General features: G+C 68.6%; 9 protein-coding genes. All 9 read right to left on the minus strand.

Annotated features, from left to right (window positions below; genetic code table 11):
• Nucleotides 1-75 precede the first annotated feature (75 nt).
• Nucleotides 76-3,213 carry an efflux RND transporter permease subunit gene (locus FAZ79_RS06705; RefSeq protein ID WP_247709514.1) on the minus strand — a complete coding sequence of 1,046 codons (3,138 nt, stop codon included), beginning with the start codon at nucleotides 3,211-3,213 and terminating at the stop codon, nucleotides 76-78.
• Nucleotides 3,210-4,553 carry a biotin/lipoyl-binding protein gene (locus FAZ79_RS06710; RefSeq protein WP_136867213.1) on the minus strand — a complete coding sequence of 448 codons (1,344 nt, stop codon included), beginning with the start codon at nucleotides 4,551-4,553 and terminating at the stop codon, nucleotides 3,210-3,212. Before FAZ79_RS06710 ends, FAZ79_RS06705 begins: the two co-directional genes overlap by 4 nt.
• Nucleotides 4,554-4,689: 136 nt before the next feature.
• Nucleotides 4,690-6,711 (minus strand): UvrD-helicase domain-containing protein, encoded by a 2,022-nt coding sequence (locus tag FAZ79_RS06715; RefSeq protein WP_136867214.1) that lies wholly within the window; start codon nucleotides 6,709-6,711, stop codon nucleotides 4,690-4,692.
• Entirely contained in the window at nucleotides 6,699-7,607 is a 909-nt protein-coding gene (locus FAZ79_RS06720) for a DMT family transporter (protein WP_136867215.1), read from the minus strand. Before FAZ79_RS06720 ends, FAZ79_RS06715 begins: the two co-directional genes overlap by 13 nt.
• A gap of 51 nt (nucleotides 7,608-7,658) precedes the next feature.
• The gene (gene purL / locus FAZ79_RS06725; protein WP_136867216.1) at nucleotides 7,659-11,588 is read right to left on the minus strand and encodes a phosphoribosylformylglycinamidine synthase; all 3,930 of its coding nucleotides are present in this window, start codon (nucleotides 11,586-11,588) and stop codon (nucleotides 7,659-7,661) included.
• 231 nt (nucleotides 11,589-11,819) lie between these two features.
• On the minus strand, nucleotides 11,820-12,215 hold the full coding sequence (locus FAZ79_RS06730; RefSeq protein ID WP_136867217.1) for a PilZ domain-containing protein: 396 nt from the start codon (nucleotides 12,213-12,215) through the stop codon (nucleotides 11,820-11,822).
• Entirely contained in the window at nucleotides 12,205-14,415 is a 2,211-nt protein-coding gene (locus tag FAZ79_RS06735) for a DUF1631 family protein (RefSeq protein ID WP_169303628.1), read from the minus strand. The genes FAZ79_RS06730 and FAZ79_RS06735 overlap by 11 nt, the downstream gene beginning before the upstream one ends.
• Nucleotides 14,415-15,863 (minus strand): glycogen synthase GlgA, encoded by a 1,449-nt coding sequence (gene glgA / locus FAZ79_RS06740; protein WP_136867231.1) that lies wholly within the window; start codon nucleotides 15,861-15,863, stop codon nucleotides 14,415-14,417. The genes FAZ79_RS06735 and glgA overlap by 1 nt, the downstream gene beginning before the upstream one ends.
• A 179-nt stretch (nucleotides 15,864-16,042) precedes the next feature.
• Entirely contained in the window at nucleotides 16,043-18,214 is a 2,172-nt protein-coding gene (gene glgB, locus FAZ79_RS06745; protein WP_136867219.1) for a 1,4-alpha-glucan branching protein GlgB, read from the minus strand.
• Nucleotides 18,215-18,417: the final 203 nt, after the last annotated feature.

The raw sequence follows: 18,417 nt of genomic DNA on the forward strand, positions 1-18,417 counted from the left end.
GGGCATCGCGGCTAAAGCCGCCCCTACGCTCGAATCGATCTCGTAGGAGCGCCTTCAGGCGCGATGCCCGATCGCCTACGCCGCCTCGGCATTTGCCGGCATCACCCGCTGGCTGATGCTCTCGCGCAGGGAGAGCAGGGCGGGGATGACGAACAGCACCAGCAGGGTGGAGTAGCCCAGGCCGAAGGCGATCGAGGTGGCCATCGGGATCAGGAACTGCGCCTGCAGCGAGGTCTCGAACAGCAGCGGGGTAAGACCGCCGATGGTGGTCAGCGAGGTCAGCATCACCGCGCGCAGGCGCTGGACGGCGGCCTGCTCGAGCGCCTCGTCGACCGACAGCCCGGCGGCGAGCTGGTCGCGGTAGAAGGCGACCAGGATGATGGCGTTGTTGACCACGATACCGGACAGCCCGAACAGGCCGAACAGCGACAGGATGGTCAGCTCGATACCCATCGCCCAGTGGCCGAAGATGGCACCGACCAGCCCCAGCGGGATGACCGTGAGCACGATCAGGGGCAGGGTCCAGGCGGAGAACACCCAGACCAGCACGATGTACATCAGCGCCAGCCCCAGGTAGAGGCCGAACTTCATGTCGGCCATGGTCTCGCGCTGATCGGCCTGTCGACCCTCGAAGCTGTAGCCGATGCCGTGGCGGCTGGCCAGTTCCGGCAGGGTGTCGCGCTCGAGGGCGGCACGCAGGTTCTCGGCGTTGGCCAGCTCGCGGTTGATCTCCGCGGATACCTCGACGGCGCGCACGCCCTCGGCGTGGCGGATGGCCTCGAAACCGCGCTGCGAGCCGAGGTCCACCACCTGGCGTACCGGCACGAAGCTGCCGTCGTCGGTGCGGATGCTGATGTCGTCGAGCGAGGCGATCTGCCGGCGTTCGGCGCGCGGCAACAGCACCCGGACCTCGACCTCGTCGGGACCGGACTGGTAGATCTGGCTCAACGCGCCGTCGTAGGCCGCGCGCAGCTGGTTGCCCACGTCGATGGTGGTCAGCCCGAGTGCCCGGCCCTGGGCATTGACCGAGAACGTGATCTGCTGGCGCCCGTAGGGTAGGTCGTCGCTGACGTCGACCACGCCCGGCACGCCCTTGAGGGTCTCGGCGAGCGAGACGGCCGCGTTTTTCAGATCGTCGGTGGTGCCGCCCTTGAGGCGCACGGTCAGGTCGGCGCCCGGCGGTCCGCCCTGGCGCGAGCTGATCGAGAAGTTTTCCATGCCCGGCGGCACGCGGGTGTTCTCCCGCCAGGTACGGATGAACTCGGCGTTGCGGGTGCTGCGGGCGTCCGGTTCGACCAGCTCGATCAGCATCGACCCGAGTTGGTCGCCCTGGGTGCCGCTTTCCGCCCCGATGGTCCCGCCCAACCGGACGATGGCGGTCTGCACCAGTGGCTCGCCCAGCTCGTCCTCGGTCTGCTCGAGGCTGCGCTCGAGCTCGTCCATGAACGCGCTCATGCGCTCGCGGTCGGTGCCGGCAACGAAGGTGGCGTTGGCGTAGACGATCTGCGACTCGGGGGTGGGGAAGAAGGTAAAGCCCAAACGCCCGCCCGCGAGCAGGCCGACGGCGAGGATGACCGTGGCGACCGCCGTGGCCAGCGTCACGCCGCGATGGCCGATGGCGAACCGCACCGCCGGCCGGAAATGCTGCTGACGAAAGTGATCGAAGCGGCGATCGAAACCCGCCCGGAGGCGCGCCAGTCGGCCGGGTTGGCGTTGGCCGAGCCGGTCATCGCGATGTCGGCCACTGAAGGCCCCGCGCAGGTGGCCGGGCAGCACCAGGAAGGCCTCCACCAGCGAGGCGGCGATCACGCAGATCATCACCACCGGGATGTCGCGCAGGATCTGGCCGATGGTGCCGCCGACCACCAGCAGCGGCATGAAGGCGGCGATGGTGGTCAGCGACGAGGCCATCACCGGCCAGAACATCCGCCGCGCCGCCCCCTGCGAGGCGAGCAGGGGCGCCTCGCCGTGACGGAAGTGGGCATCGGCGTCCTCGCCGACCACGATGGCGTCGTCGACGATCACCCCGAGCGCCATGATCAGGGCGAACAGCGAGATCATGTTGATCGACCCCCCGATCAGCCAGAGGATCGCCAGCGCGGCGAGGAAGGCGGCCGGGATACCGGCGGCGACCCAGAAGGCCACCCGACCGGGCAGGAACAGGTAGAGCAGCACCAGGACCAGGATCAGGCCGCCGGCGCCGTTGGTGACTAGCAGGTTGATGCGGTCGCGGATCAGCTGCCAGGACTGGTCGTAGGCCTTGACGTGCATGCCGGGCGGCAGGGTCGGGGCCGTCTCGTCGACCCATCGCTGCAGCGCCCGCGCCGACTCCAGGCTGTCGCCGTGCTCGGCGCGTTGGAGCACCAGTTCGGCCGCCGGCATGCCCTCATGGCGCAGCAGCAGCGAATCGCGCCGCGGCTCCTGGATGATGCGTGCGATCTGGTCGAGGTCGAGGCGCGCCTGCGGGCTGCTGATGACCGAAAGGTTGGCGAATTCCAGGGGGCGGCGGCGCTGTTCGACCGCGCGCAGCTCCCGGCCGCCGTCGGCGCTGCCGAACTCGCCGGCCGGCACGTCGCGCGAGAGGGCATCGACCGTCTCCGACAGTTGCGGCAACGACTGGCCGAGTGCGGCCAACGAGGCGGAAGGCACCTCGATCGCGATCTGCTGTTCGGGCACCCCGTTGACGGTGACCCGGTCGATGCCCCGGTCGATCAGCTCGCGCTCGAAGCGATCGACCCACTGGCGCAGCGCGCCGCGCTCGACGTCGCCGTAGACCAGCAGGCGGGCGACCGGGTCGAACTTGGGCGCCCGGCTGATTTGCGGGTTTTCGGCATCGGCGGGGAAGTTGCGGAAGGTGTCGACCTGCTCGCGCACGTCGTTGAGCGCGAGCACCGGATCGGTGCCCTGCAGGAACTCCAGCGTGATGGTGGAGATGCCCTGGGCCGAGGTGGAGGTCATGGTGTCCACGTCGGGCACGGCCCGCAGGCGTTCCTCGAGCGGGTTGGTGATGCCGCGTTCGACGTCCTCGGCCGAGGCGCCGGTCCAGACCACCGAGACCGTGACGATGTCCACGGCGAAATTGGGGAAGAACTGGATGTTCATCCGCGAGAGGGCGAACAGCCCGCCGAGGACCATCAGCAGCATCACCAGGTGCGGGGCGACCCGGTGACGGGCAAAACGCTCCAGCACGCCGCGCGGCTGCCCGTCGGTCATTCGTCGGCCCCGGCCGTGGAGGGACTGCCTGGGCTGGCCGCCTTGTCCTCCCAGCGCACCTTCAGGCCGTCGACGGCGTTGGGCAGCTGGGTGGTCGCCAGGCGATCGCCGGCCGCGAGGGTCGGCGCGCGCACCAGGAGGGCGCCTTGCTCGCCGGTCGCGTCATCGCCGCGGTATTCGCCCAGCCGCTCGACCCGGGCGCGTTCCAGTCGTCCGTCGCGGATACGGTAGACGTGATCGTTGCCGTACAGCGCGCTGTGCGGGATGGCGACGGCATTATCGACCGCCGGCATCTTAAGCTCGATCGTCACGACCTGGCCGGCGCGCAGCGACGGGTCGGGCTCGACATAACGGAACCGTCCGGTTGCGCCCTGACCGCTGGCCTCGGCGGCGATGCGTTCGAGTTCGAGTGCTGCGCCGGACTCCCGCGTGCGGGCCCGGGGCGGATCGCCGGCCCGTAACGCCTCGAGCATCGAGGCAACCCGTTTCGAGGGAATCAGGGCCCGTGCCTCGAAGCCGTCCCAGGGGTAGAAGGTCAGCAGGGTGGCATTGGCGGCGACCTGGTCGCCCGCCGTGACCTCGACGTTGCCGACCAGGCCGTCGGCCGGGGCTTCGGCGCGGGCACGCTCGAGATCGCGTTCGGCGGCCAGCACGTCGGCCTTGGCGGCCTCGCGGCGGGCCTCGAGCCCGGCGAGCCGGGCATCGAACGTGGCCAGGCGTTCGCGGCGGGTATTGAGGGCCAGTCGCGCCTGACTCAGGGCATCCCGGGCGTTGTCGACGTCGGCCTGCGAGGCGAGGTTGCGACCCCGCAGGTCACGACTGCGCGACAGGGCCGTCTCGGCGTTCTGCACGATTTCCTGTTCCAGGGCCAGTGCCTGGCGATCGGATTCGTGCTGCGCCCGCGCCTCGCGGATCTGTGCCTCGAGATCGGCAAGGTTGGCCCTGGCGCGCGTCAGGGCGGGCTGGAAGTCGCGGGAATCGAGTTCGATCAGGCGCTCCCCTCGGGTCACGGACTGGCCATCCTCGACCGGGACGGCGGCGACCCGCGCGGACAGCGGGGCGTTGATCGAGAGTCGGTCGGGGTTGGCGACTTCGCCGTAGAGCGTCAGTACCGGGTGGCGCGTGGCCGGTTCGACGATCATGGTCTCGACCAGCCAGGCACGCTCCTCGGGCTGAGCCTGGGGAGCGTCGGGCTTACTTGCCTTCAGAGCGAGGAAGGCGACGATCGCCACGCCGAGGATCAGCAGGGGAAGCAGGAACCGAAACAGCCAGCGTCGCGGTCGGGACGGGGGTGCCGAGTCATCGGACCGGGTATCGGACGGGGTATCGGATGGCTGCATGGTGTTCCGCGGGTCCTTCGTGCAGGCAACTGGACGGGCGATCACGGGATCGGGCGTGGAGCATAGCAAATCGGCACGGGCATTGCGCCGACAAACTAATGCATCATTAGTACAAATGATTACCAGTGAGTTCGAGTCACGATTTCCCCAGCATGGCACGGATTGCGCTCATTGCCTCGGCGGCGGTCGCGCGGTTCTCCTCTTCGCTCTTCTGCACACCGATGCCCTCCCAGCGCAGCAGGTCGGCCTCGACCTCCTCGAGGAAACGGCTGGGCCGGACGTCTCGCCACTGGCCGTAGCGCCGGCGCCGGCGGGTCAGGGTGAACGTCAGGCTGCGCTGGGCACGGGTGATGCCGACGAAGCACAGGCGTCGCTCCTCGGCCAGCCGATCGTCTTCCTGGCAGTCCTGGTGGGGCAGGAGATCCTCTTCCATGCCCGAGAGGTAGACGTGCGGGAATTCCAGGCCCTTGGCGGCGTGCAGGGTCAACAGGCGCACGGCGTTGTCGTCCTGGTCGCGGGTCTTCTGCTCGAGGATGCCGAGCAGGCTCATCTTCTGCACCAGTTCGGTCAGCGAGAGCGACTCGCCGGAGTCGTTGTCCACCGCGATCCGCTCGGTCCATTCCAGCCAGTCCTGCAGGTTGGTCCAGCGCCGCTCGGCGGCCTTGGCGCTGTTCTCCTGCTCGCGCAGGTAGCCGAAATAGTCGACTTCCTCGAGCAGGCCGCGCATCGCCTCGGCGGCGGGTTGTTCGTCCATGCGCGACCGGGTGGCATCCAGCCAGTCGAGGAACTGGGTCAACTGGTGATGCACGCGACTGTCGAGTCGTTGCGCGGCGGTCACCGACCGGGCGGCGGCCGCCAGGTGGACGTGACGCTCGCGGGCGATCTGGCCCAGTCGTTCGAGCGTGGTCGGCCCGATGCCGCGCCGCGGGGTATTGATGATGCGCAGCAGCGCGGCGTCGTCGGACGGGTTGGCCATCAGGCGCAGGTAGGCCATGGCGTCCTTGACCTCGGCCCGCTCGAAGAACGACTGGCCGCCGGTGAGGATGTAGGGGATCGAGAGCTTGCGCAGCTGCTGCTCGATCAGGCGCGCCTGGTGGTTGCCGCGGAACAGGATCGCGAAGTTGCGATAGGGCGAGTCGTCCTTGAAGTGCCGGTGCAGGATGTCGGTGGCGATGCGCTCGGCCTCGTCCTCGGCGGTGTCGCAGACCAGCACGCGGTGCGCCTCGCCCGGACCGACCGCGCTCCAGAGGGTCTTGGGCTGGGTGGTCGGGTCGTTGGCGATCAACTGGTTGGCCGCGGTGAGCACGGTATTCACCGAGCGGTAGTTCTGTTCGAGCTTGACGGTGGTGAGGTTGGGAAAGTCCCGCGCCAGGTGCGAGAGGTTTTCCGGACGTGCCCCGCGCCAGGCGTAGATCGACTGGTGGTCGTCACCCACGGCGGTGAGCCGGCCGAGCTTGCCGACCAGCAGGCGCACCAGTTCGTACTGGCTGGCGTTGGTGTCCTGGTATTCGTCGACCAGCAGGTAGCGCACGCGGTTCTGCCAGCGCTCGCGTGCCTCGGCATCGTCGCGCAGCAGCTCGACCGGGCGCTTGATCAGGTCGTCGAAGTCCAGCGCGTTGCAGGCGGTCAGTTGCCGGGCGTAGTCGTCGTAGAGCGAGGCGCAGGCGGCCTCGACCTCGTCGGCACTGGTTTGCATGGCCTGGCTCGGGGTGAGCAGGTCGTTCTTCCACTGCGAGATCTGCCACTGGGCCTCCTTGGGCTCGATCATCCCCGCCGCCGACTCGTTCTGCTGCAGCAGCGACTTGATCAGGTTGAGGCTGTCCTCGGCGTCGAGCACGGTGAAGCCCGGGCGCAGGCCGAGGGTGCGGATCTCGCGGCGGATGAGGTTGAGCCCGAGGGTGTGGAAGGTCGAGATATTGAGCCCGCGCCGGCGCTCGGCGGGCAGGCGCTGGCCGATGCGCTCGGCCATCTCGCGCGCGGCCTTGTTGGTGAAGGTCACCGCCCAGATGCCGCGCGCGGGCGTGCCCTTGGACTCGATCAGGTGGACGATCTTCTCGACGATCACGCGCGTCTTGCCCGATCCCGCGCCAGCGAGCACCAGCAGCGGGGTGTCGATGTGCCGCACGGCGGCCTGCTGTTGCGGGTTCAGCCCTTGCATGGCGCAACCGGGGGGCGGTGGTGACGGGCGGTGGCCGCCTCGAGCAGGGCGGCGGCGAGGATCAGCGCGCCGCCGGTCCAGATGTGCGCGCCGTGGATGCGATCGCCCAGCCAGGTCGCCGAGGCCACGGCCACCAGCAACTCGAGGGTCATCAGGATCGCGGTGCGCGAGGCGGGCAGGCGCTCGACGGCGTATTGGGTGGCCAGCACGGCGGCCAGCAGCATGGTCGCCCCGTAGAGCGCGCTGCTGCCGACCGCCGAGAGCGTCGGGGTCACACCGAACTCGCTGGACAGGGCCCAGGCGATCAGGCCGAGCGCCACGGTCGAGCCCTGCATCAGGCTGAGCTTGATCGGGATAGGCTGCTCGTGGAGAAACCGGAACAGGGTGTTGGCCGCGGCGAGGCTAAAGCCGGCGATCAGCGCAAACAGATCGGCGGCACGCAGGCCGTCACCAAAGTCCGGGCCGAGGATCAAGAACGCCCCGGCCAACGCGCTGACCACTGCCATCACGCGCGCGGGTGTTAGCGGCTCCTTGAGAAACAGGCGGCCGAACAACACGCCCCAGGCGGGGATCAGGAAGAACAGCATCATCGAGCGGACGACGTCGCCGTAGACCATCGCCATGGTGAAGCCCACGCCCGAGACGCCGGCGGCGAAGGCCAGCAGGGCGAGCCATTCCCAGTTCAGGCGGGTGATCGCCGGGCGTGCCGGGTCCTGCCAGGCACGCCAGGCAAACGGCAGGATGATCAGCCATTGCGCCGCGTAGGCGATCACGGTGAGCAGGATCGGGCCGATGCCGAGCCCGTGGGCGTATTTCAGCCAGATCCAGGTCAGGCCCCACAGGGTGGAGCCCGACATCAGGATCAGCGTGGGCGGGATGCGCCCGCCCGCTGTCATCGCGGGCGACACGTCAGGCGCGCGGCAGGCGGTAGCGAGGCGTTCCGGGCATCACGCGCCGTCGACCCAGGCTCGGGCGTTCTCGAACAGGCGCAGCCACGGGCCGCGATCGGTGGCCGGGTCCTGCTGATCCGTCGACCAGCGCGCCGGCTTCCAGGAGAACTGGCTTGCCCGCCAGACCCGCTCGGGGTGCGGCATCATGATGGTGAACCGCCCGTCCTCGGTGGTAAAGCCGGTCTCGCCGGCGGCCGAGCCGTTGGGGTTGGCCGGATACTGTTCGGTGGCGATGCCGTGGCCATTGACGTAGCGCAGGGCGGTGAAGGCCTGTTCGGCATCTTCCGGCCGGCGGTAGGCCACCCGACCCTCGCCGTGGGCGACCGTGATCGGCAGGCGACTGCCGGCCATGCCGGACAGCAGGATCGACGGCGACTGCGGCACCTCAACCAGCGAGAGTCGTGCCTCGAACTGCTCTGAGCGATTGCGCAGGAATCGCGGCCAGTGGCCGGCGCCCGGGATCAGGTCGGCCAGCTGCGAGAACATCTGGCAGCCGTTGCACACGCCCAGACCGAAGGTGTCGTCACGTTCGAAGAACGCCTGCATGGCATCGCTGGCCCGAGCGTTGTAGCGGATCGCGTGTGCCCAGCCCGAACCGGCGCCGAGCACGTCACCGAAGGAAAAGCCACCGCAGGCGACCAGCCCCTTCATGTCGGTGAGGTCGTGGTGGCCGGCGATCAGGTCGGCCATGTGCACGTCGACGGCCTCGAAACCGGCGGCGGTGAAGGCGGCGGCCATCTCCACCTCGCCGTTCACACCCTGTTCACGCAGGATCGCGATCCGCGGGCGCGTGCCCGTGGCAATCATCGGCGCGGCGACGGACTGGCTCACATCGAAGCTCGCCTCGGCGCCGGCCAGTTGCGGGTCCTCCAGGTCGGTTGCCGCGGCATAGGCCTGCTCGGCGGTTGCCGGGTTGTCGCGCAGGGCGCTGATGTGGAACGAGGTCGCCGACCAGATGGCCTTGAGGTCGGTCAGCGAGCGGTCGATCACGGTCTTGCCGCGCCAGTCGACATGGACCTGCGGCTTGGCGACCGCGCGGCCCAGCTCGATCAGGGCTTCACCCAGCCCGGCGACCTCGAACTGCTCGCGAATGAAGTCGGCATCGCCGGCCTTGACCTGGAAGGCCGCGCCAACTTCCTCGGCGAACAGCCCGGCCATGGGGTCGCCACCCAGGTCGTCAATCGACAGATCCAGCCCGCAGCGCCCGGCGAAGGCCATTTCGAGCAAGGTGGTGATCGCCCCGCCGTCACTACGGTCGTGGTAGGCGGTCAGATAGCCCAGGCGGTTTAGCTCCTGGACCAGGTCGAAGAAGGCCTTGAGGGGGGCGGCGGCGATGTCCGGCGTGGTCGAGCCGGTGGCGTTGTAGACCTGGGCCAGTGCCGAGCCGCCCAGGCGGTTCTGACCGAGGCCCAGGTCGACCAGGAACAGGCGGTTGTCGACGTCCGAGACCAGCTCCGGGGTCAGGGTGCGGCGCACGTCGCTGACCGGGGCGAAGCCCGTGACTACCAGCGAGACCGGCGAGGTGACGGTCTTTTCGGACGTGCCGTCCTGCCAGCGGGTCTTCATCGACAGCGAGTCCTTGCCCACCGGGATGCTGATCCCCAGCGCCGGGCAGAATTCCATGCCGACGGTGCGCACGGTGTCGAACAGGCGGGCGTCCTCGCCCTCGTGGCCGCAGGCGGCCATCCAGTTCGCCGAGAGCTTGATGCGGTCGGTGCCCTCGATGGCGGTGCCGGCGAGATTGGTGACCACCTCGGCCACCGCCAGGCGTGCGGAGGCCGGCGCGTCGAGCAGCGCGACCGGGGCCCGTTCGCCCATGGCCATCGCCTCGCCGTGATGGTGATAGAAATCGGTGGCGGTCACCGCGCTGTCGGCCACCGGCACCTGGGCCGGACCGACCATCTGGTCGCGGGCCACCAGGCCACCGACCGAGCGATCGCCGATGGTGATCAAAAAGCTCTTGTCACCGACACCGGGCAGGGCGAGCACACGATCGAGTGCGGCGTTGACCTCGATGCCGTCGAGATCGAGATCGATGCTGTTGTGCGGCTGGTGCTTGACGTCGCGATGCATCTTGGGCGGGTGGCCGAACAGGGTCTGCATCGGCAGATCGACGGGGTTGTCGCCGAAGTGCGGGTCGGCGACACGCAGATGCTGTTCGGCGGTGGCCGTGCCCACCACGGCGAATGGGGCGCGCTCGCGGTCGCACAGGGCGGCGAAACGCTCGAGGTCGCCCGGCTGGATCGCGAGCACGTAGCGTTCCTGCGACTCGTTGCACCAGATCGCCAGCGGCGTCATGCCCGGTTCGTCGTTGGGGATCTGGCGCAGGTCGAAGTCGCCGCCCATGCCCGCATCGTTAATCAGCTCGGGCAGGGCGTTGGACAGCCCACCGGCGCCGACGTCGTGGATCGAGACGATCGGGTTGGTGTCACCGAGCGAGATGCAGCGGTCGATGACTTCCTGGACGCGGCGTTCCATTTCCGGGTTGGCGCGCTGTACCGAGGCGAAATCCAGCTCGGCGTGGCCGGCGCCGGAATCCTGCGAGGAGGCGGCGCCGCCACCCAGCCCGATCTGCATGGCCGGGCCGCCCAGGACGATCAGCAGATGCCCCGGCGCGATGGGCTCCTTCTCGATCAGGTTGGGGCGAATCACGCCGACGCCGCCGGCGATCATGATCGGCTTGTGATACCCCCAGGCGTGGCGTTGGTGCGCACCTTCGTCGTCGCCGGTGTTCATCTCCAGCGTGCGGAAATAGCCACCCAGGGCCGGGCGACCGAACTCGTTGTTGAACGCCGCCGCGCCGATCGGGCCGTCGAGCATGATCTCCAGCGGGCTGACGATACGGTCCGGGCGACCGATGTCCGCGGTGGCCGCCTCCCAGGGCTGGGGCAGCTCGGGGATGCGCAGGTTGGAGACCGAAAAGCCCGTCAGGCCGGCCTTGGGCTTGCCGCCACGGCCGGTGGCCCCCTCGTCGCGGATCTCGCCGCCGGCGCCGGTGGCCGCCCCCGGGTCGGGCGAGATCGCGGTGGGGTGGTTATGGGTCTCGACCTTGGCGAGGAAGTCGATGCGTTCGTCGACCATCTCGTAGGTGCCGGTGACGGGATTGACGGCAAAGCGGGTGCCGTCCTGGCCCTGGAGGACCGCGGCGTTGTCCTTGTAGGCCGACAGCGTGCCCTCGGGATGGCGCTGGTGGGTGTTGCGGATCATCGCGAACAGCGACAGGTCGCGCTCCTCGCCGTCGATGGTCCAGTCGGCGTTGAAGATCTTGTGACGGCAGTGCTCGGAGTTCGCCTGGGCGAACATCATCAGCTCGACGTCGGTCGGGTCGCGGCCCAGGTCCTGGTAGGCGCCGGCGAGGTACTCGACCTCGTCGGTGCTCAGTGCCAGGCCCATGCGCTGGTTCGCCGCGGCGATTGCACCAACGGCATCGTCGCCCAGCGTGACGCGGGAGAGCGGCGTGGGCTGGGCGTGGGTAAACAAGGCCTCGAGCGCGGCGGGGTCCTCATAGACCGCCTCGGTCATGCGGTCGTGCAGCGCCTCGAGCAGGGCCGGTCGCCAGTCGAAATCATCGGCGTTGATCGTGCGCCCGGCGACCGCGAACTCGATGCCCCGCTCGATACGCTCCACCCCGGCAAGGCCGCAGATGCGGGCGATGTCCGTGGCCTTCGAGGACCAGGGCGAGATGGTCCCGGCACGCGGGGCCACCACGACCCGGGGCCAGACCGGCGACCAGTCTTCGGTGCGCTCGCCGTAATCGAGCAATTCGTTCAGGCGGGCGTCGTCGACCTCGCCACCGTCGCCGATATCGACCAGGTGAACGAACCGGGCATGCACGGCCTCGATCCCGGGATGGATGGCGGCCAGCCGCTTTTGCAGCTTGGCGAGTCGAAACGGGGATCGGGCGGCGTTACCGGTGATGATGCGCATAGGTCGGTCGGGCGTTTCGGTGTGTGTCGGGTGGCGAGCACGGGCCGGCTGTCACCGCCGTTGGCGGGGGCGCGTCGTGGCTCGGATCGAGGGCGGGAATTGTACAACAGGCAGGCCGGAACCTTGGCAGGTCTGCGGGCGGGTCAGTCAAATGCCACCCGCAACGACGCGCTCGGCCTCGGGTCGCCCATCCCGATTCGAATGGCACGGACGACCCGGACGACCCGGGGATCAGGCGAGGAACAGCGCGCGCCAGTCGCGATTGTCGTTGTGCGGCAGCTCGGGCGTCGCGCCGGGCAGCGGCAGCTCGATACCGATCTGGCACTCGCCGCTGTCGAGGCGACGGAACCAGATCACCTCGCCGAGCAGGTAGAACGGCTCGGCACTCTCCTCGAGGCGGGCGACCACCTCGACGCCGCTACCCGGGCGCACGCGCTCGGCCCAGTCGGCGGCACAGCAGAGATTGAGCCCGTTGGCGCTGATGTCGACGATTCGTCCGCTGCCCACCGGGTGGGATTCATCCCGCAGGCGCAGCAGGCCGGTGCCGGTCTTGTCGAGTCGCATGAAGTCGCGACGGTCGCGATATTGCTCCTCACCGTTGGCGCGGGTCGCGTGTTCAGTGTTCATCGCGAGGCTCCTCCAGTTGGGCGCGCAGCGTGGCGAGCGAGCGGGCGAACCGGGGATTGCCGAAGACCAGCCGGGTGCGCTCGGCGAACAGATCGTCGAGCACCTGGGCGACCGGCAGGCTGAGCTTGGCCTGACCGGTGCGGTTGGCAAAGTTGACCACGCCGTTGTCGGGATCGAGGTCACGGATCTTCAGGCGGCGCAGCGCCCGCCCGGGACCGGTATACACCTCGAACCATTCCTCGCTGCGGCTCTGCTGGTCGAAGAAATCCTTCACGGTCGGCAGCGAGGCGAGCAGCAGGCCATCGGTGGGAATGGCGGGTTCGGACGGGGGCTGATCGGCCTCGGGCTCGTCGATGGCCGACTCGGTTTCGTCGGACGCGCCGCGACTCGACGGGGTCTTCTGGGCAGGCGAGTCGCTGTGGTTCGGGGCGAGTTCGACCGGTGAGGGAATGGTCAGCGAGTCGGAGGCGACGGTCTCGGTTTCGGTCGGCGCGGTCTCGCCGGCAACGTCGGCGGCCGGTGCCTTCTCCTCGGCCGCTGACGGCGTGGCCACCCGCGGGGCGTCGCTCGCCGAATCGGGGCGTGAGGTCGCCGTCGATTCGGCGAATTGGAGGCCCTCTCGGCTCTGCGAGTCGAGATAGGCGAGGAAGGCGTCGAGCGCCTGCTGCTCGTCGGCGAGCAGGCCGTCGCTGGTCTTGTCGTTGAAGACCTGGGAGGCGTTCCGACCGAAGGCCTTGACGTCATCGGGGCCCAGCGTGGGGTCGATCTGCAAGGTCAGGGCATCCTGCAGCAGGCCGATGATGCCGGCCCAGGGAGCGCTTTGACGGCCCTGGTTGATCATGGTGCGGACCATGAAGGGTTGGAAGACGTCGTCGAGCAGGGCGCGCGTCGGCTCGCGCAACGGCATGTCGTTGACGTGCCCGGCGAGGATCTTGCCCACGCGGATGCGACAGCGCTCCTCGATCTGGGCGAGGCGTTCGTGGGCCGGGGTGACCGCCGGTTCCGGGGCCTCGACCGGCTTGCCGCGCGAGATGTCACGCAACCGCTCGGAAAGGGGATCGAGTTCGGCCGGGTTTTCCAGCACGGCTTGCTGGATCGGGACCAGCATCGCGGCGGTCGATTCGATATCGGGCTTCAGGTCGGGGTCGGAGCCGATCAGGGCGAGCAGGTTGAGGATGCGACGCATCGGGTGGTCGGCATCCGAGAGGAAATGCCGGTCACGGGCGGCGAGCAGCAGCACGGCCAGTTGCAGGGTGGCAATCTGACGGCGATGGCGCGGATCGATCAGCCCGTCGTTGAGCACGTCGCTCAGGGTCATGCCCACCAGGCGGATGATTTCCCGGCTGCGGGTCGGCCAGTTGGCGATCGGCAGCGTCGGCTCGAGCCGGTCCATGATGAAGCCGGCGAAATCTTCGGTGCGCCAATCGTGGTCACGCTCGAAACGGAACAGGTACTGGTCGTCGCCGCCGATCGTCGCGCGCACCAGGGGCACCAGGCGCTCGGCGAGCCCGTCGGGGGACGGACCGGCGTGCTGCGGCACGTCCGGAATGGCCGGCTGGGCGGTGGCCGGCGTGACGGCGGGCGCGGCGTCGGCCAGCGGGTCGCGCAGACGCTTGATGCCGGGCAGGACGCCCACCTGGATCAGGTAATCGTTGAGCACCGAGTAGATCGGGGTAAGCCGGAACAGCACCTGCTCGCCCCAGTGAGCGATCAGGCGGCGGCGTACGGTCTCCGGCAGGTCGCGGGTCTGGGCGAGGAAGGCCCGACTGATCGATTCCAGGGTGAACAGCCCGGCGGGGACATGGTCCGGATCGTCCTCGTGCAGTTGGCCGACACGGGCCTCGAACTGGGTGTGCTCGATGCCGCAGCGCTGGCCGGCCTCGGCGAGCTCGTCCTCGAACCGCAGGGCACGGGTACGGTCACCGATCAGCTCATGCCACTCGGCCGTCTGCCATGGCGCGGTGGGCCTCTGCAGTTCGCCGGCGAAGGCGCGGAAGAAGCCGTCCTGTTCGCTGCGACACAGGGCAATCGCCTCGAAGGCCTCGGCGCGTCGATCGCTGTCGGTCTCCGACGAGGCCAGGTCGAACAGTTGCCGCTCGGCCTGGGCGAACAACCGCTTCATGCCTTCGTGCAACGCCGCGCCCATCAGGCGGGCCAGTTCGTCGCGGACCTGGGCGGGGCTGGTCTGGAATCGATTCATCATTGCGGTTCAGCGTTCGATATCGCGTGATAGAGCTCCAGGTAGGAGCGCGCACTGGCCCCCCAGTCGTACTGCTGGGCCATCGCCTGCCGGCGCACCTGTGACAGATCGTCGGGACGATTGAACAGGGCGGTGAACTCGTCGATCGACCAGAGGATCGAGTTGACGTCGACGTGGTTCATGACGATGCCCGTCGCGCTGCCGTCACGCAGGGTGGCCGGCGTGACCGGCGTGACGGTGTCGGCCAGGCCGCCGACGCTGTGCACGATCGGTACGGTGCCGTAGCGCAGGCTGTAGAGCTGGTTGAGCCCGCAGGGCTCGAAACGACTCGGCATGATGAACGCATCGCCCCCTCCCTCAAGACGGTGGGCCAGCCCCTCGTCGTAGCCGATGCGCACCGCGATGCGCTCGGGGTCGGCCTCGGCGCGTGCCCGCAGGGCCTGCTCGAAGCGGCGTTCGCCGCTGCCCAGGCAGGCGAACTGCACGTCGCGCTGGCCCAGCATCGACAGGGCCTGGATGACCAGGTCGATGCCCTTCTGCTCGACCAGTCGGCCGACGTGCACGATCAGGGGCACGTCGTCTCGTATCGGCAGGCCGAGCTCTTTCTGAAGGGCTGCCTTGTTGGCGGCCTTGCCGTCGAGCGTCTCGCGTGAATAGGGCGCGACCAGGGCCGGGTCGGTTTCCGGGTTCCAGTCCGAGCCGATGCCGTTGAGGATGCCGACCAGCGAGTCGCGCCGGTGGCGCAGCAACCCGTCGAGCCCGTAGCCGAATTCGGGTGTCTGGATCTCGCGTGCGTAGTTGGGACTGACCGTGGTGATGCGATCGGCGAACACGATGCCGCCCTTGATGAACGACATGTTGCCCCAGAACTCGAGTCCGTCCGGACGCCACAGGCTCCACGGCAGTCCGAGGCGTTCGAAGGTGGAGCGGTCGAACACGCCCTGGTAGGCGAGGTTGTGCAGGGTGAAGACCGTCTGCGGCTTTTCCGCCTCGTGGAGCAGGGCCGGGATCAGGCCGGTCTGCCAGTCGTTGGCGTGCACGACGTCCGGACGCCAATCGGGATCGACCTCGCCGGTGGCGACCGCGACGGCCGCGCGCGCGAACAGGGCGAAGCGGTCGGGGTTGTCGTGCCAGGAATTGCCGTCCGGACCCATGTACGGGTTGCCCTGGCGTGCCGAGAAGGTGGGGTGGTCCACCAGATAGACGCGCACGCCGCTGTCGGGCATGACGGTATGCAGGATGTCGACCGGCTGGCCCAGCACGTCGAGACGCGCGAGGTGTTCGGTGGTCTGGTCCTCGCGCAGGGCGAGATCGCCGTAGCGCGGCAGGACCAGGCGCACGTCGACTCCCAGTTCGGTGAGCGCGGCGGGGAGCGCGCCGGAGACGTCGGCGAGCCCCCCGGTCTTGATCAGGGGATAGGCTTCACTCGTCGCAAACAGCACAGACAGCGACACGTCGGTATCTCCTTGATAACGGTTGGGGCGGCCGGATCAGGCGGCGCCGAAAGGGCGTCACGCCCCTGGGGTGATGCCTTGGGTCACGCCTTGGGGACACGTTGAACGCGTTCCCCAAACCGCCAAGTATCGCATGTTATCCGACCGTGGTGGGTTCGGCACAGCGGGAGTCGTCAGTCGCCGCCGTGCTTTAGCACCACCGCCGACAGGCCGGGCAGATCAAGCGTCAGGCTTGCTGGCTGGTCGTGCCAGGGCGTGGCCTCGGCCGCGCCGGGGGACGGGTTTTGGCCCGATCCGCCGAACCCCTCGCTGTCGGTGTTCAGCAGCACCTGGTAGCGCCCGGGCTCGGGCACGCCGATACGGTAGCCGGGTCGCTCGACCGGGGTGAAGTTGATGACCACCACCACCGTCTCGAAGTGGCCGTCGCGTCGGAAGCTGATCACCGACTGATTGCGGTCGTTGCAGTCGATCCAGGTAAAGCCGCCGGGCTCGAAATCGCGCTCGTGCAGTGCCGGCTCGTGCCGGTAGCGGAAGTTGAGCTGGTCGACCAGGGCCTGGATGCCCTGATGCGGCGGGTACTCGAGCATCCACCAGTCCAGTTCGTGCGCGTGCGACCATTCGTTGCCCTGGCCGAACTCGTCGCCCATGAACAGGAGCTTCTTCCCCGGGAAGGTGTACTGCCAGGCGAGCAGCAGGCGCAGGTTCGCGAATCGCTGCCACTCGTCGCCGGGCATCTTGGCGGGCAGGGCGCGCTTGCCGTGGACCACCTCGTCGTGTGACAGCGGCAACACGAAGTTCTCGGAAAACGCGTACAGCAGGCCGAAGGTCAGGCGGTTGTGGTGATGCGGCCGGTGAAGCGGGTCTTCGGCGAGGTAGGCGAGCGAGTCGTTCATCCAGCCCATGTTCCACTTCATGGAAAACCCGAGACCGCCGTGTTCGGGCGGCCGGGAGACCATCGGCCAGGCGGTGGATTCCTCGGCGATCATCAGCGTGCCGGGGTTGCGCGACAGGATGGTGTGGTTGAGTCGCTGCAGGAACTCGATCGCCTCGAGGTTTTCCCGACCCCCGTGGCGGTTGGGCAGCCAGTCGTCGCCCTGGCGGGAGTAGTCGAGGTAGAGCATCGAGGCGACCGCATCGACGCGCAGGCCGTCGAGGTGGAGTTGCTCGATCCAGTACTGCGCCGAGGCGATCAGGAAGTTCTGCACCTCGCGGCGGCCGTAGTTGAAGATCAGGGTGCCCCAGTCGCGGTGCTCGCCACGACGGGGATCCTCGTGCTCGTAGAGCGCGCTGCCGTCGAAGCGCGCCAGGGCGAACTCGTCACGCGGGAAATGCGCGGGCACCCAGTCGAGGATGACACCGATGCCCGCGGCATGGGCCCGGTCGACGAAGCGGCAGAAGGCGGTCGGGCTGCCGAAGCGGCTGGTCGGGGCGAAATAGCCGGTGGTCTGGTAACCCCACGAGGCATCGAAGGGATGCTCGGTGACCGGCAGCAGCTCGATGTGGGTAAAGCCACGCTCCTGGACGTAGGGGATCAGTTGGTCGGCGAGTTCGTCGTAGGTCGGAAAGCGACCGTCGGGTTGGCGCCAGGAGCCCAGGTGGACCTCGTAGGTCGCCATCGGCGCCTGGTCCCATTGCCAGTGCTCCCGGCGGGCGATCCAGTCATCGTCCTGCCATTCGTAGGGCTGAAAATCGGGGACGATCGCGGCGGTGTCGGGGCGCAGCTCGAAGGCCCGGCCGAGAGGATCGGTGCGCAGCCGCGTCTCGCCGGTGAGCCGGCTGGTGATCTCGAACTTGTACAGGTCGCCGACCGTAATGCCCGGGACGAACAGCTCCCAGACGCCACTGTCGCCCAACACGCGCATGGGGTGGCGGCGGCCGTCCCAGTCGTTGAACGTGCCGACCAGGCTGACGCGTTCGGCGTTGGGGGCCCAGACCGAAAACCGGGTGCCGACCACCTCGTCGACCGAGAGCACCTGGGCGCCCAGCATCTGCCAGAGCTGCAGGTGGCGCCCCTCGGCAAACAGGTGCAGGTCGAGTTCGCCGACCGTGGGCAAAAAGCTGTAGGGATCGACGATGTCGTAGCGGTGCCCGTCGGGCAGGGTGACCGTGTAACTCGGGTGCTTGGGCACCCAGGAGCGGGGCAGGGTCACCTCGAACAGGCCCGGGCAATCCGGGTGCGGGTTCAAGGCCATGGGCTCGCCGTCGCGGTCGACGGTCTCGACTGCCTCGGCGTGCGGCTGATAGGTGCGCAGCTGGAGGTTCTCGTCGTCGACGGCGTGCACGCCCAGGACCCGGTGCGGGTCGTGGTGGCGCGAATCGACGAGGGCTTGAAGGTCGTTTTCCATGCGAAATTGATCCCGGTTGTTTGGCGCGCGGGTGGGGATTCCCTGACGGAGCCCGAGGTTACCTGGCGGCGATCAGACAGCGCCGGACTCGACCGTGCCGAACCATGGTCCCACGATGGCCCGACTATGGCATAGCGGCCGGTCGGCGGCGAGCCAGGGTGAGTCGGTCGGTTTGGCGCAAAATTGTTATACCCGGGAAACGG

This window comes from Guyparkeria sp. SB14A, from assembly GCF_005096345.1.
In the GTDB taxonomy this organism is placed as follows: domain Bacteria; phylum Pseudomonadota; class Gammaproteobacteria; order Halothiobacillales; family Halothiobacillaceae; genus Guyparkeria; species Guyparkeria hydrothermalis.